This is a genomic window from Prevotella sp. AM23-5, assembly GCF_003473645.1.
In the GTDB taxonomy this organism is placed as follows: domain Bacteria; phylum Bacteroidota; class Bacteroidia; order Bacteroidales; family Bacteroidaceae; genus Prevotella; species Prevotella copri_A.
Genome location: NZ_QUCG01000024.1, coordinates 32,585 through 48,232, shown reverse-complemented (window position 1 = coordinate 48,232; position 15,648 = coordinate 32,585). Strand labels below are relative to the sequence as shown.

The window sequence follows — 15,648 nt, the reverse complement described above, 5'->3', positions numbered from 1 at the left end:
AAAAAAAAACAATATACAATGAAGAAAATCTACTTAACACTCGTTGTCCTACTGGCAACCATCAATATGTTCGCACAGGGTTGGCCTGCCAACTATAGCGGCGTGATGCTGCAGGGATTCTACTGGAATTCCTACAGCGAATCCAAATGGACCAAACTCGAAGCGCAGGCTCCGGAACTGGGACAGTACTTCAACCTCGTATGGATTCCACAGAGCGCCTACTGCGGCAACAAATCAATGGGTTACGACGACCTCTACTGGTTTTCCAACTACGAAAGTTCTTTCGGAAGTGAAAGCGAACTCCGCTCTCTCATCAAGACCTTCAAGAATAATGGTATCGGAACCATCGCCGACGTGGTGATCAATCACCGCAAGAACGTTTCCACCTGGTTTGATTTCCCGGTAGAAACCTACAAGGGAGTAACCTACGAGATGAAATCTACCGATATCTGCGCCAACGATGATGGCGGTAAGGCCAAGAAAGAGGCAGATAAGCAGGGCGTAAAGCTCAGCAGCAACAATGATACCGGAACAGACTGGAGCGGAATGCGCGACCTCGACCACAGCAGCGAGAATGTGCAGAACATCGTAAAGGCTTATCTCGATATGCTCCTCAACGACTTCGGCTATGCCGGATTTCGCTATGATATGGTGAAAGGATACAGCGGAAAGTTTACAGGTATCTACAATACTGCTGCCAAGCCTACCTATTCTGTAGGAGAATATTTGGATGGTGATGTCAGCAAGGTGAAGAATTGGCTCGAGAGCACCAAGGTGAGCGAAGAGATTACCAGTGCTGCCTTCGACTTCCCTATCCGCTACGTGGTGCGCGATGCCATCAATGGCAAATGGTCAAACGTAAAGACAGATGGTCTGGCCAACGACCCAGCTTACAAACAGTATGCCATCACCTTCGTAGAGAATCACGATACAGAATATCGCTCAGCCAGCGAACAGCAGGACCCTATCCGCAAGGATACCCTGGCAGCCAATGCATACATCCTGGCATCTTGCGGTACCCCATGCGTATTCTACAAGCACTGGATTGACTGCAAGCAGGATATCAAGGCGATGATCAATGCCCGTCAACTGGCTGGCATCACCAATACCAGCAATACTACCTTCAATGCTTATAAGGGCGAGGGATATAATGGTATTATGACCACTGGCACAAAGACTTCGCTCCTTGCCATCGTGGGTCCTAACGCCAACAAGTTTGAAGTGTCTAACGCATACGCTGAAATTCTCAACGGCTATCACTATCGCTATTTCATGTCCAAGAAGGCAAACGTGGCTTGGGTAAATCTGGCATCAGGCGAATACGAGGGTGCACAGAAGGCAAAGCTCGTGGCTGTAAGCAATAAGGATAATGCACAGCTGGTTTATACCACCGATGGCACCGAACCTACAGCCAGCAGCAAGAAGGCAAAGAGCGGCGAGGAAATCGAACTCTCTATCGGAGAGACAACGCTCAAGGTAGGTTTGCTGGTAGATGGCGCTGTAAGCAGCGTGATTACCCGCACTTATCAGATTATAAAGCCAGTTAACTTCGAGCCATACGATATCACCGTATATGCCAACGCAGACCAGGTAGGATGGAACGATGGCTTCAACTTCTGGGCTTGGTGCGATAAACCAGATGAGAATCTGACCACCACTAAGAAATGGCCTGGCGATAAAGTTACACAGTGCAAGGAGATCAAAGGCAAGAAATGGTATTATCAGACTTACAAAATCAAGAGCAAAGACTATAAGGTTTCATTCGTATTCAGTACAGGTACCGGAACTCCACAGACCGTAGATTTTACGGATATCAACAAGGATACCTATCTGGAAGTTCTGAATGAGAAGAACAATGAAGGTCACTATAAGATCAAGGATGTAACGGCTGATATGCCTACTACAGGCATCACCGCAGCTCCTACCATCAACAAGGAGACAAGCACCAACAATGCCTGGTACACACTGGATGGTATGAAAATGAATCAGAAGCCACAGCAAACTGGCATCTATATTCATCAAGGCAAGAAAATCGTTATCAGATAAAAAGGCAAGAAAATCGTTATCAAATAAAGTCGTTCAAATCATTTACTAAAATATAAGATATAGGTTTCAAAAAGGTTTAGATTTATTTTAAAAAAGGTTTAAGATTGTTGATTGAATAGAAGTAGGTTTTAGTTTGAATAAGGTATAAGATTGTAAGGGATAGGTTTTAGTTTGAATAAGGTTTAAGATTGTTGATAACAAGGTTTAGGATTATTTAAAAACTAGATTTAGGTTTTCAGGGTAAAGATCAAGCAGAAACGCCTGGTGTAGCAAATCAAAAAAGCTACATCAGGCGTTCTTCTTTTTATAAGTCCTCTTCCTTATCCTATCTCTGCCTCTGATCTGCTCCCCACATCAGCTTTTCTCTCAGCGTAGAGAAATATCGCTGGTTGCGCTGCTTCACAATCTTGATAGAGTGCGGCGCCTTGCGGATAATCAGGCGGGTCTGCTCGGTCATGCGTTCGCTTCTACCATCAATCGCCACGAGATAATTATGGCTTCGGCTCTCCACATCCAGCACGATCTCTGCCGTATCATTGATTACAATAGGGCGGATGTTCAAGCTATGAGGTGCCACAGGAGTAAGACAGAGACTGCCACTCTGCGGAATGATGATAGGTCCGCCATTAGAGAGATTATAAGCCGTAGAACCCGTAGGCGTGGTCACGATAAGACCATCCGCCTGATAGGTAACCAGAAACTCGCCATCCACCTGCGTACGGATGGATATCATCGAAGCATCATCACGTTTCAGCACGGCGATGTCATTCAGGGCAAAAGGATAGCCCGCCAGAATGCCGCCCTCTGCCTTCACCTCGATGATGGCATGTTCCTCTATCCTGCATTCGCCGGCATAGAGGCTGTCAAGCGCCGACTCTATCTCGCCAGGCAGCACATCGGCAAGGAATCCCAATCGGCCCATATTCACGCCGAGGATAGGCGTTCCCTTGGCTCCCACACGGCTCGCCGCCTTGAGGAAGGTACCATCACCACCCATCGAAATAACATAATCTACATCAAAATTGTAATCCTCGAATACACCTGCTGCCTGCACTTCAAGGTGCTCCACCTTGGTAAGAAAGTCGTAGAAGAGACTTTCGATATACACTTCAGCCTCTCTTTTCTCCAGATAAGAGAGGATTCGCATGATGGAAGCACTCTTCTTGGCCTGATATTCATTGCCAAATATAGCAAATTTCAAATGTTGTTGTGCCATTATTTTGTTATTTCAATTATTATTCTTACATTTGCAGTTGCAAAAATAGCATTAATTATTGAATTACGCAATAAAAAAGATAAAATTATGGCTAAGGTATATGAATTTCTTGCCAACGGCTTCGAGGAAATCGAAGGATTGGCTCCTGTTGACATCCTGCGCAGAGGTGGCGTGGATATCAAGACTGTTAGTGTCACCGGAACAGAATGGGTAGAGACTTCCCACGGCATCACCATCAAGGCAGACCTCAAGTTTGAGGACATCCAGAGTTTCGAGGATGCCGATATGCTCCTCCTGCCTGGCGGAATGCCTGGCAGCAGTCATCTCAACGAGCACGAGGGTGTACGCCAGGCTCTCATCGCCCAGCACAAGGCAGGCAAGCGAATCGGTGCCATCTGCGCTGCCCCTATGGTTCTGGCAAGCACAGGTATCCTGGATGGCAAGAAGGCAACCTGCTATCCTGGATTCGAGCAGTATTTCAGCGACAGCACCGAATATACCGCTACCCTCTTCCAGGAGGATGGCAACGTGATAACAGGCGAAGGTCCTGCTGCCACCCTCCCATACGCCTACAAAATATTGAGCTACTTCGCAGGCGATGGCATCACTGGCGAATTGCAGAAGGGTATGATGTACACCCACCTGATGGAAAGCAAGTAAAAGGACAAAAAGAAAGAAATATGGATTATGTAATCATAGTAGCCGGAGGCAAGGGCCTCCGCATGGGAAGCGAGATTCCCAAGCAGTTTCTGCCAGTAGCAGGCAAGCCTATCCTGATGCGCACCATCGAGCGCTTCCACGAGTACAGCCCAGAGTTGAACATCATCCTGGTGCTCCCAGAAAGCCAGCAGGAATACTGGCACCAGCTCTGCCAGGAGCATCATTTCAGCATCAAGCATCAGATTGCCAATGGCGGCGATACCCGCTTCCAGTCATCCAAGAACGGACTGGCGCTGGTTCCTGATACCGAAGACGGCGTGGTAGGTTTCCACGATGGCGTGCGCCCTTTCGTATCTACAGAGGTAATCGATGAATGCTACGAAACGGCACGCGAGGAGTATGCAGCCATCCCGGTATATGCCGTTACCGATACCCTGCGCTACATCGACCAGCACGGAGGCGGAAAGAATGTACTCCGCAGCGACTACCGTGTGGTTCAGACTCCCCAGGCCTTCGACATCGGTCTAGCCAAGCAGGCATTCAACCAGGAGTACAAGGAGCAGTTCACCGATGATGCATCGGTAGTAGAGAGCCTCGGCTGCCAGGTGGCAATGGTAGATGGCAATCGTGAGAACATCAAGATTACCACCCCCTTCGACATCAAGATTGCCGAAGCCCTCCTGAATCAATAGCCCGCCAGCGCAAGCCCGCTATCAGCAAGCTAGCCCCCGTTCCAGGCGATTCCATCGCCTGTCCTCCATATCAAAACCAGCACAAACATGAGCAGTATTCTAGATCAAGACATCCAATTCCTACCTAGCGTAGGCCCCAAGACGAAAGAGATTCTGAGCAAGGAGCTCGGCATCCGCTCGTATGGTGACCTGCTGGAATACTACCCCTACAAATACGTAGATCGCTCAAAAATCTTTCATATCAGCGAGTTAACCTCAGATATGCCCTTCGTACAGCTTAAGGGAAAGATCCTGAGCTACGAGGAAGTCGATATCGGCAAGCGCAACAAGATGCTTGTGGCGCATTTCTCCGATGGCTACGGCGTGGTAGATCTGGTATGGTTCCGCAGCGCCCAGTACATCATCAAGAGCTACAAGGTAGGAACCGAATACATCGTCTTCGGTAAGCCGTCCGCCTATAACGGCAGATTCCAGTTTGCCCATCCCGACATAGATGATGCAAGCAAGCTGCAGATTTCCGAGATGGGAATGCAGCCCTTCTACGGGTTGACAGAAAACATGAAGAAGCGCGGTTATACCTCACGAAGCATCGAAAGGATAACCCGCAACCTGGTCAGCATTCTCCCTCCACTGCCCGAAACGCTCCCCGACTTCATCGTCAACCGCCTGCATCTCGTATCCCGCGATGCCGCCCTCCGGATGATCCACTATCCCCATTCCCACCAGGAAATGCAGAAGGCGCAGGTAAGACTGAAGTTCGAGGAGCTGTTCTACGTGCAGCTTAATATATTAAGGTACGCAAGCGACCAGCGACGCAAATACCGCGGCTACATCTTCAACCGCATCGGAGACATCTTCAACGGCTTCTACGCCCATCATCTTCCGTTCGAACTCACGGGTGCCCAGAAACGGGTGATGCACGAGATCAGGGCCGATATGTGCAGCGGCAGACAGATGAACCGACTCCTTCAGGGCGACGTAGGCTCGGGCAAGACGCTCGTAGCCCTGATGACTATGCTCATCGCTCTGGACAACGGCTATCAAGCCTGTCTGATGGCACCTACCGAAATCCTCGCAGAGCAGCATCTGCAGACCATCCGCGATTTCCTGCAGGGCATGGACATCCGGGTGGAACTCCTCACCGGCATCGTCAAGGGCAAGAAACGGAAGGAGATACTCGACGGACTTGCCACCGGCGATATCCAGATACTGATAGGCACGCATGCCGTGATAGAAGACCCTGTAGCTTTCCATCGCCTTGGCGTAGCGGTAATCGACGAGCAGCACCGGTTTGGAGTGGCGCAGAGAGCCAAGCTCTGGGCGAAGAGCGAGAATCCGCCCCATGTGCTGGTGATGACCGCCACCCCTATCCCCCGCACGCTGGCGATGACCATCTATGGCGATCTGGACGTGAGCGTAATAGACGAGTTGCCGCCTGGCAGAAAACCGATTCAGACGCTGCATAAGTTTGATAATCAGCTCACCAGTCTCTATCAGAGCATCCGCCGGCAGATAAATCTGGGCAGACAGGTCTATATCGTCTTCCCGCTGATCAAGGAGAACGAAAAGATAGACCTGAAGAATCTGGAAGAAGGTTATGAGACGCTGAAGCAGGCTTTTCCGGAGTTCCGCCTGAGCAAGATTCACGGCAGGATGAAATCTGCCGAAAAAGAGGCAGAGATGGAGCAGTTTGTGAAGGGAGAGACCCAGATCCTCGTTGCCACCACCGTGATAGAGGTAGGCGTGAATGTGCCGAACGCCTCGGTGATGGTAATCCTGGATGCCCAGCGCTTCGGACTCTCGCAGCTGCATCAGCTCAGAGGACGAGTGGGACGTGGCTGCGACCAGAGTTACTGCATCCTGGTAACCGGCTACAAGCTTTCAGAAGAAACCCGCAAGCGAATAAACATCATGTGTGATACCAACGATGGATTCCGCATAGCCGAAGCCGACCTGAAGCTCCGTGGTCCGGGCGACCTGGAGGGCACCCAGCAGAGCGGAATGGCCTTCGACCTGAAAATAGCGAATATAGCCCGAGACGGCCAGCTGGTGCAGCTAGCCCGTACCGAGGCCCAGGCCATCATCGATGCCGATCCGCAATGCGAGCATCCTCAGAACTCTCTCCTCTGGAACCGCCTCCGGGAGCTCAAGAAAACCCATATCAATTGGGCAGCCATCAGCTAGAGTTTATAGTTAAGAGTAATCATAAAGTTCAAAGTTCAAATATCAAAGTTCAAAGTAATCATAAAGTTCAAAGTTCAAATATCAAAGTTCAAAGTAATCATAAAGTTCAAAGTTCAAATATCAAAGTTCAAAGTAATCATAAAGTTCAAAGTTCAAATATCAAAGTTCAAAGTCAAAGTAAATGGATAAAAGACGCAAACCAGCCATCCGGGAGCCTCGTCCCCACCTCACCATGGAGGAGATGAGATCCTATCTCACATCCCTAAAGGAAATAGAAAGCGTAACGGGCATCCGTTACATCAAGCTCCACGTTACCGCCAAGATGATTATAGGTATCCGCGAAGCATCGGGCAAGGAATTCACCATCAATCTCGATGATCTCTTCCGTGCCTACAACGAGTGCCTGCGCTTCACAAGTCCCGAAGTAAAGAAGTACATCTTCATGGGTCATTCGCCCGCCGTGGCGCTGCTCAGAAGACTGCAAAACCGGCAACCATTTGATACTGAATCTTTCCACGAAGAAGAAAAGAAATGAAAACATACCCTGTAAAGCCCTATTTGTCAAGAATACGAAAAAGAAGTTGCTAACAAAAGTTAAAAACAAAAAGTCAGCGTTAAATATCAAGCAGATAGCGTTAACAACCTTGGTTTTTTGGAATATTCTTGTTATATTTGCAACGTCTATATAACAAAATCACATCTTAAGGCACTTGCTTTAGTGGTTTTGGCAGGATTTTTTGCTATATTACGTTCTGCACTTATTGACACAATGGACCTAAAAAAGAAAATAGAATTTAAAAGTAGTATGAGTTTTAGAAAGCAAATAAAGAAAATTTCGGTCGTGGCGTTGTTGGCGTTAACAACTGTACCCGTTTGCGGTCAGGACTTATTAGCCAGACAAGCTCCAGTTGACCATCGAATGAAATCATTGGATACTCTCGCAGTATCGCATTATCGACTGATGGAAGATCGAGAAAACCCTTCTGCAGAACTGTATGAGGATTTCTCCAACAAGTATGCCCACAAGGCAACCACATTGCCTGAGCGCTACCGTATCGACCTCCGTCACTTCTGTATGCCAACTTCTAGTCGTGTTGTCACAAGTAACTTCGGTTACCGTGCTAGCTTTGGCCGCCAACATAAAGGTATGGACATCAAGGTTTATATTGGCGACTCAATCCACGCAGCCTTCTCAGGCAAAGTTCGCATAGTAAGATACGACCGTGGTGGTTATGGTAAGTTCATCGTAATCCGTCACAACAATGGCTTGGAAACCATCTATGGCCATCTCTCTGAGCAGCTCGTTTCAGAGAACCAGGAGGTAAGAGCCGGAGAAGTAATCGGCTTGGGTGGTAATACCGGTAGAAGTACAGGTTCTCACCTCCACTTCGAGACTCGTCTCTGCGGTGTAGCCCTGAACCCAGCCCTGTTCTTCGACTTCCGCAACCAGGACGTTACCGGTGACTTCTACAATTTCAACCGTGATACTTACGAGAGTGAGTATGCTGAGGCAAATGCAGCCCGTGGCAAGATTGGCAACGGCGGCTATACCCGAGAGCAGGTAAACGGTGGCGAAGTGGGCAGATATACCACAAGCGCATCTGGCGAGAAGCTTTACCACAAGGTAAAGGCTGGCGAGACTTTGATGAGCATTGCTGAAAAACGTGGCGTTAGCGTAGAGCAGATCTGCCGTCTCAATGGCTATCGCAAGGATAAGAAGCTGTCTCCAGGACAGATTATCCGCTACTCTTAAATTACCAGTAAGTTAATATACAAACAAAAAAGAGATAAGCACTTCGTGATGCTTATCTCTTTTTTTTGTCTGTATCTATTATATTCTCCAGCGGCCATTACATCAAGCCGAAGAATCGCAATACATCGTTCAGATTCGCTACAACAAGCAGCAGCAGGAGGATTCCGAATCCTACGTACTCTGCACGCTCCATGAACTTATCGCCAGGCTTACGACCCGTAATTACCTCGTAGAGGAGGAAGAATACATGACCGCCATCCAATGCCGGGATAGGCAGGATATTCATGAATGCCAAGATAATGCTCAGGAATGCTGTCATCATCCAGAAGGCATGCCAATCCCACATAGAAGGGAAGAGGCTACCCAGGGCTCCGAAACCGCCCAGACTCTTGGCGCCCTCCTTGGTGAATACATATTTCATATCGCCTACATAACCCGAAAGCACATTCCAGCCATACTTCACACCAGCTGGGAAACTCTGGAAAAAGCCATAACTGATATGGGTTACCTTGTAATCGAGCATCACAGGATGATTGTAGAAGCCGAACTTCACACCCTCATCGCTTGCCTGAAGCAATACGCTGTTCTTCAGGGTATCGCCAGAAGCCTTCACATACTCAACATTGGCTGTGAGTGCCTTCACGCTGTCCTGATGAGAGGTAGCAGCGGTAAGCATATCGTTCACACGGCCCATCTCCAACTGGAAATCGTTGAAAGACTCCACTTTCTTGCCGTTCACGGTCAGGACCTTATCACCCTTCACCAATCCCAGTTTGCTGGCAGGCGAATCCTTCATCACACTGTCTATCTGCAATGGGATATACACCTCAACGAATCGAGGGCTCTCCTTGATCATGCTCAGCATATCGAGATCGCCAGGCAGATTCAAGCTCATCGGCTTGCCGCCACGAATGATATCCACACGAGTGGCTGTAGAGAGATCGCGATACATATCACCATCATAGGTCTTGAACTCGCCCTTGTCGGTACCAACCAGGATATCGTGATCCTGGAAGCCCAAAGCCTTGGCCTCTGTATTGAACTTCATTCCCTGGGTCATGTGCTTGGTAGCCACATAGTCGTCACCCCAATGGAAAAGAATCATAGAATAGATAAAGAGCGCCAGCAAAAAGTTGACCAGCACACCACCTATCATGATCAGCATTCGCTGCCAGGCAGGTTTGCTTCGGAACTCGTATGGCTGCATAGGCTGCTTGAGCTGCTCGGTATCGAAACTCTCATCTATCATACCCGAAATCTTGCAATATCCACCCAATGGCAGCCATCCCAAACCATAAGTGGTATCAGAGTTCTTTGGCTTGAACTCGAAGAGGTGGAACCATGGATCGAAGAACAGATAAAACTTCTCCACTCTTACGCCAAAGAGCTTGGAGAAGAAAAAGTGTCCGCCCTCATGGAGCAGCACCAGGATGGAAAGCGATAGCATCAACTGCAACGCTTTGATCAAAAATACTTCCATTTATTTACTTTGAACTGTGAACCTTGAACTTTGAACTTGATGATTAGTCCTATATCCTACGTTCATTTTTAACTATTAACTATTAATTATTAACCATTAACTTTCATCAACTCAGTGGCAATACGGCGCGCCTCTGCATCAGTCTGCAGATAGACATCGAGATCAGGATTGCTGTCGAAAGTAGCCTTTGCCATCGTCTCCTCGATGATGTCCGCCATCTGCAGGAAGCCACATTCGCCCTTGCGGAAGCCGGCATTTACTATCTCATTGGCAGCATTCACGATGCACGACATATTGCCACCCTTCTTGATGGCATCAAAGGCAAGCTGCAGACACTTGAACTTCTTGTAATCAGGCTCAAAGAACTGCAAGTCTTGAGCCTTGAAGAGGTCGAGACGGTCGCCATTGAGATGCAGGCGCTGTGGGAAGGAGAAGGCATACTGGATAGGCAGACGCATATCTGGCACACCCAACTGAGCCTTCACGGCACCATCAGCAAACTGTACGGCACTGTGAACGATGCTCTGTGGATGAATCAGCACCTCAATCTTCTCGGCAGGAACGCCGAAGAGCCACTTAGCCTCTGTCACCTCGAAGCCCTTGTTCATCAGCGACGCAGAATCGATGGTAATCTTGGCGCCCATATCCCAGGTAGGATGCTTCAGCGCATCGGCAGCGGTAACCTTCTCCAGCTGCTCGTGGGTAAAGTTGCGGAAAGGACCACCAGAGCAGGTAAGGAGGAGTTTCTCTACCTCATTATCACCCTCGCCCACCAGACTCTGGAAGATGGCGCTGTGCTCGCTATCCACAGGAAGGATAGGCACGTGATATTCCTGGGCAAGATTGCAGATCAGCTCACCTGCCACCACCAGGGTCTCCTTGTTGGCAAGACAGATCTTCTTGCGAGCCTTGATGGCATGGATGGTTGGCTCCAGACCGGAAAAACCTACCATGGATGCAAGCACCATATCGATAGGCTCTGCCTGCACGATATCGCAGAGCGCCTGGGCACCGGCATAGACCTTGATATCAGGTTCATCGCTGAGCAGATTCTTCAACTCGTCGTAATGCGCCTCATTGGCAACCACTACAGCAGCAGGATGGAACTTATGCGCCTGCTCGGCAAGCTCCTTTACCCTGTTATTGGCGGTAAGGCAATATACCTCGTAAAGATCGCTGTGCTGCTCGATGACATCCAGCGCCTGTGTGCCAATACTTCCCGTAGAACCGAGAATACATATCTGTTGTTTCATTTTATTTAGAACTTTGAAATTTGAACTTCTTCACTCTTCACTTAACTTACAAATCGAGCAGCCCCTCTGGGATTGCCATTCTGATTTCCTTTCTTTCAGCACTCACCTCTTCTATCAGGTCGTTGCTGGCAGGAATCAGCAGGTCATCACCTTCGGGGGTTGTTACCTCGAAAAGGAGATTGAGCGTGGAATCATCTATACGATCCAGGGTTCCCACCACCTTTCCGGTTACGGCATCCACCAGCTGGAAGCCGATGATTTCTGCCCAGGTCATGTTCTCTCCATCGCTATCCGAGAGGTGGCGAGGGAAAAAGACCTCACATCCGGTATAGTTGCGCGCCTGCTCCTGCGTATCGATATCCTCGAACTTCACGAGCACATTCTCATCGTTCTTGAAGCGATACTCCTCCAGATAGAAAGGCACCAGGATGCCATCGATATCAAGAACAAGATATTCTGCATCCACACGGTCGAATACATCATCGGTGATGGCAAAGGTTATCTCGCCCTTCACTCCATGAGGCTTGCCCAACTTACCTATCTTATATACTTCGTCACGTCTTATCATATTTTACTTTGAACTTTGAATTTTGAACTTTGAACTTTATGATTAGTAAAGCAAATGAATTCTTCACTCTTCGTTCTTTACTTATTTAATCGCTGACACGGGTAATCTTGGCACCCAACTGGTTCAGGCGCTGCTCGATATCCTCGTAGCCACGGTCTATCTGGGCGATATTGGCAATACGGCTGGTGCCGTTGGCGCTCATCGCAGCAATCAGCAGGGCAATACCGGCACGGATATCCGGACTCGTCATTCTGCCCGCACGCAGCTTCAGCTTGTGATCATGGCCTACCACCACTGCACGGTGAGGATCGCAGAGGATGATCTGCGCACCCATATCTATCAGTTTATCCACGAAGAAGAGACGGCTCTCGAACATCTTCTGATGGAAAAGCACACTTCCGCGAGCCTGGGTTGCCACCACGAGGAGCACCGACAGGAGGTCTGGCGTAAGTCCTGGCCATGGTGCATCTGCCAGGGTCATGATGGTGCCATCAATGAACGAGTCGATCACATAGTGCTTCTGTTCCGGAATGAAGAGGTCATCGCCCTCTACCTTCACCTTCACACCGAGTCGGCGGAAGGCATCAGGAATGATACCCAGGTCCTTCACCGACACATCCTTGATGCGGATGCCGGCTCCACACATGGCAGCCATACCGATGAAGGAACCCACCTCGATCATATCAGGCAGGATGCGATGTTCGGCGCCATGCAGCTTCTCCACACCCACGATGGTGAGCAGATTGCTGGCAATGCCACTGATCTGGGCACCCATAGAATTGAGCAGGTGACAGAGCTGCTGGATGTATGGTTCACAGGCTGCATTATAGATGGTGGTGGTTCCCTTGGCAAGAACCGCCGCCATGATGATGTTGGCAGTACCGGTAACCGAAGCCTCATCGAGCAGCATATAGCATCCCTTCAGCTTCTTGGCCTGTATCTGATATACATTGCGCTCCTCATCATGCACAAAATTGGCACCCAGGTACTTGAATCCCAGGAAGTGGGTATCAAGACGGCGGCGGCCGATCTTATCGCCACCCGGCTTGGCGATGGTAGCCTTGCCGAATCTGCCGAGCAAGGGTCCGAACATCAGTACACTGCCACGCAGCGAAGAACACTTCTTCACGAACTCCAGACTGTCGAGATAATCCAGTTTCAGCTCATCACTCTGGAAGGTATAATCATGACGGCTGTTTCGGGTTACCTTCACACCGATTTCCTGGAGCAACTTGATCAGGTTGTTCACATCCAGGATGTCCGGCACATTGGTAATGCGCACGGGTTCATCGGTAAGAATGGTGGTACAAATCACCTGCAGCGCCTCATTCTTGGCTCCCTGCGGGGTGATGGTACCTTGGAGCGGATGACCGCCCTCTATGATGAAAGACTCCATAAGCTTGTCTAATTATTATAATCTGATTATCTAAATTACAAAAAGTGATTACTTTTTCTTCTTATTATTATTGTTATTGCTGCGAGCTGGGGTCTCCTTTACTTTCTCGAAGACGAAATGCTTGAGATCGAGCTTGATCTTGCCATCGGTAAATCTCGCCAGATCGGCAGCCACCTTCTGCTCATCGCAGGAACCATGGCTCCACTGCATCAGGTTGCGATGCATCTGGTTGGCAGTCAGCTTCACCAGTTCATCTCTTTCCTTGCCCGGCTCCATGTGCTTCAGCTTCTCGAAGATTTCGAAAAGCATGGCACCATAATGGCGCACAGGAATACGCAGGTTAGGATATTCCACGGTTTCGGGTTTCTTGGCTATCTTTGCAGCATTGCTTACATCGAAAGGATAATCGATGTCGAGTTGGAAATTGCTCATGATGGCGAGATGATCCCAGAGTTTCTGCTCATGGTTTTCCAAGCCTCTGTTTTCCGGAAACATACGATCCATGATCTTGATGATAGACTCGGCACAGCGCTGGCGCTCCTTGCGGTCTTCCAACTCTACACAGTAATCCACCATCTGCTGAATCTCACGTCCGTATTCAGGCAGCACGAGCTTTTCTCGCGTTGTATTATAGTCTAATCCTATTTTATTCATATTTTCTTGCTTGTTTCTTTTATTATTCAGAGGATAACCCCACTATTCAAATCTGCGGATGCTCCCGCCATCCATCTCTCCTAGATAAGCTTCTTAGGCATCTTTGCCACGAAATCCTTGAGATAGAATGGTACGAAGTAAGCCACATCCTCAAACTTGCCCTCTACGAATCTCTTCTCGGCAAGCGGTGCCATATTCTTGGCAAGCGGCTCGATGCCCTCCACGAGATGCGCATGAGGATGGTTGATGGTCTCCATACACTTGGCTGCACCGTTTCCGAAGAAATATACATGATGCCCGTCCAGATATTCCTTGTAGGTTTCGGCATCCACGATATCAGCCTGGATAGGGCGAACCACCTTCAGGGAGCGGTCGAGCACTTCGGCATATACCTCCATGCGGCGTGCGTCGAGCATAGGTACGATGAGGGCATCTTCCTGTTCAGGATGTTCGCCAAGCAATACTGGCACAGCCATCAATTCGAGGGTTGGTACTGCGATGAGCTTCACCCCACGACCATAGCAGATGCCCTTAGCCATACTCACACCGATACGCAATCCGGTATAGGAGCCAGGACCACAACTTACAGCCACAGCCTCTAATGGAAGACCATGGGAATCGAGGAAATCAAGAGCCTCATCAACAAACACACCCAACTTAACTGCATGGTTAGGACCCGTGTGATCTTCCTGGTTGAAAATCACCTGTCCACTATCACTAATTGCCACTGAGCACACGTCCGTACTCGTCTCAATATTCAAAATACACGACATAATTAAAAAATATATTCTTAAATAAGTTGCAAATATACGCATTTTCTCGCTTTTTTTTGTACTTTTGCAGAAATTTAACGTGAAAGATTATATGATACAGTCAATGACAGGCTTCGGAAAAGCTACCGCGGCCTACAAAACAAAGAAGATTAATGTAGAGATAAAGTCATTAAACAGCAAGAATCTTGACCTCTCTACACGTATCGCCCCTCTCTACAGAGAGAAGGAGATGGAGATTCGTCAGTATATAGCTAAAAGCCTGGAAAGAGGCAAGATTGACTTCTCCATCTGGATTGAGAAGGATGCAGCTACAGATGCTACCCCCATCAACAGTGCGCTTGTTCAGAATTATTATCAGCAGATCAAGAAAATATCTGCTGAAACAGGTATTCCTGAGCCTACCGATTGGTACAGCACCTTGTTGCGTCTTCCTGATGTAACAACCAAAACTGATGTGGAAGAATTAACCGACGAGGAGTGGGCAGTGGCAAAAAATGCAATTTGCGAGGCTATCGGCCATCTGAGCGACTTCCGCAAGCAGGAAGGAGCTGCCCTGCAGAAGAAATTCACCGAGAAAGTGGATAATATCCAGGCTCTCCTTGCCAGCATTGAACCATACGAGAAGGCACGCGTGGAGAAGATCCGCCAGAACATCGTAAACGGTCTGCAGCAGATTCCGAATGTGGATTATGACAAGAACCGTCTGGAGCAGGAGCTCATCTACTACATCGAGAAGCTCGACATCAGCGAAGAGAAGCAGCGTCTTGCCAACCACCTGAAGTATTTCCGTGAGACCATGAACGAGGAAGGTCATGGCGTAGGAAAGAAACTCGGTTTCATCGCACAGGAAATGGGACGCGAAATCAACACCACCGGTTCAAAGAGCAATCAGGCTGAAATGCAGAACATCGTGGTGAAGATGAAGGATGAGTTGGAACAGATTAAGGAACAGGTGCTGAATGCACTCTAAAGA

Annotated in this window: 14 protein-coding genes; 7 read left to right on the top strand and 7 right to left on the bottom strand. The window is 48.7% G+C overall.

Annotated features, from left to right (window positions below; genetic code table 11):
* The coding region (locus DW657_RS07800; protein WP_369973469.1) for an alpha-amylase family glycosyl hydrolase at positions 1–2,046 on the top strand (2,046 nt) is incomplete at its 5' end.
* A 325-nt stretch (positions 2,047–2,371) separates the two neighbouring features.
* Here the strand turns inward: DW657_RS07800 and DW657_RS07795 are convergent.
* Positions 2,372–3,262 (bottom strand): NAD kinase, encoded by an 891-nt coding sequence (locus DW657_RS07795; RefSeq protein WP_118312058.1) that lies wholly within the window; start codon positions 3,260–3,262, stop codon positions 2,372–2,374.
* Positions 3,263–3,349: 87 nt separating this feature from the next.
* Here DW657_RS07795 and DW657_RS07790 point away from each other — a divergent pair, with 87 nt between their 5' ends.
* The 5 genes from DW657_RS07790 (at position 3,350) to DW657_RS07770 (ending at position 8,551) form a co-directional block, all read left to right on the top strand.
* Entirely contained in the window at positions 3,350–3,922 is a 573-nt protein-coding gene (locus tag DW657_RS07790) for a DJ-1 family glyoxalase III (RefSeq protein WP_118312057.1), read from the top strand.
* A 20-nt stretch (positions 3,923–3,942) separates the two neighbouring features.
* Positions 3,943–4,614, top strand: a complete 672-nt coding sequence (locus tag DW657_RS07785; protein WP_117662232.1) for a 2-C-methyl-D-erythritol 4-phosphate cytidylyltransferase — start codon at positions 3,943–3,945, stop codon at positions 4,612–4,614.
* Positions 4,615–4,701: 87 nt separating this feature from the next.
* Positions 4,702–6,798, top strand: a complete 2,097-nt coding sequence (gene recG / locus DW657_RS07780; RefSeq protein ID WP_118312056.1) for an ATP-dependent DNA helicase RecG — start codon at positions 4,702–4,704, stop codon at positions 6,796–6,798.
* 181 nt (positions 6,799–6,979) lie between these two features.
* Entirely contained in the window at positions 6,980–7,333 is a 354-nt protein-coding gene (locus tag DW657_RS07775; protein WP_118312055.1) for a hypothetical protein, read from the top strand.
* Between the two features lie 270 nt (positions 7,334–7,603).
* Positions 7,604–8,551, top strand: coding sequence for a M23 family metallopeptidase (locus DW657_RS07770; protein ID WP_117662238.1), 948 nt, complete (start codon positions 7,604–7,606; stop codon positions 8,549–8,551).
* Between the two features lie 97 nt (positions 8,552–8,648).
* On the opposite strand, the gene rseP is transcribed toward DW657_RS07770, so the two are convergent.
* The 6 genes from rseP to tsaB all read right to left on the bottom strand — a co-directional run bounded on the left by rseP (position 8,649) and on the right by tsaB (position 14,675).
* The gene (rseP, locus tag DW657_RS07765) at positions 8,649–10,031 is read right to left on the bottom strand and encodes an RIP metalloprotease RseP (protein WP_118312054.1); all 1,383 of its coding nucleotides are present in this window, start codon (positions 10,029–10,031) and stop codon (positions 8,649–8,651) included.
* Between the two features lie 89 nt (positions 10,032–10,120).
* Positions 10,121–11,284: a 1-deoxy-D-xylulose-5-phosphate reductoisomerase gene (locus DW657_RS07760; protein WP_118312053.1), complete on the bottom strand. Its 1,164-nt coding sequence runs from the start codon at positions 11,282–11,284 to the stop codon at positions 10,121–10,123.
* A gap of 46 nt (positions 11,285–11,330) precedes the next feature.
* Positions 11,331–11,852, bottom strand: a complete 522-nt coding sequence (gene rimM / locus DW657_RS07755) for a ribosome maturation factor RimM (protein WP_118312052.1) — start codon at positions 11,850–11,852, stop codon at positions 11,331–11,333.
* Between the two features lie 85 nt (positions 11,853–11,937).
* A complete protein-coding gene (gene murA / locus DW657_RS07750; protein ID WP_118312051.1) occupies positions 11,938–13,248 on the bottom strand; it encodes a UDP-N-acetylglucosamine 1-carboxyvinyltransferase in 1,311 nt (436 codons plus the stop codon).
* Between the two features lie 48 nt (positions 13,249–13,296).
* The gene (locus tag DW657_RS07745; protein WP_089544394.1) at positions 13,297–13,902 is read right to left on the bottom strand and encodes a DUF4290 domain-containing protein; all 606 of its coding nucleotides are present in this window, start codon (positions 13,900–13,902) and stop codon (positions 13,297–13,299) included.
* Positions 13,903–13,982: 80 nt separating this feature from the next.
* Positions 13,983–14,675: a tRNA (adenosine(37)-N6)-threonylcarbamoyltransferase complex dimerization subunit type 1 TsaB gene (tsaB, locus tag DW657_RS07740; protein ID WP_089544395.1), complete on the bottom strand. Its 693-nt coding sequence runs from the start codon at positions 14,673–14,675 to the stop codon at positions 13,983–13,985.
* Positions 14,676–14,766: 91 nt separating this feature from the next.
* On the opposite strand from tsaB, the gene DW657_RS07735 reads away from it, so the two are divergent.
* A complete protein-coding gene (locus tag DW657_RS07735) occupies positions 14,767–15,645 on the top strand; it encodes a YicC/YloC family endoribonuclease (protein ID WP_089544396.1) in 879 nt (292 codons plus the stop codon).
* The last annotated feature ends 3 nt before the right edge of the window (positions 15,646–15,648 follow it).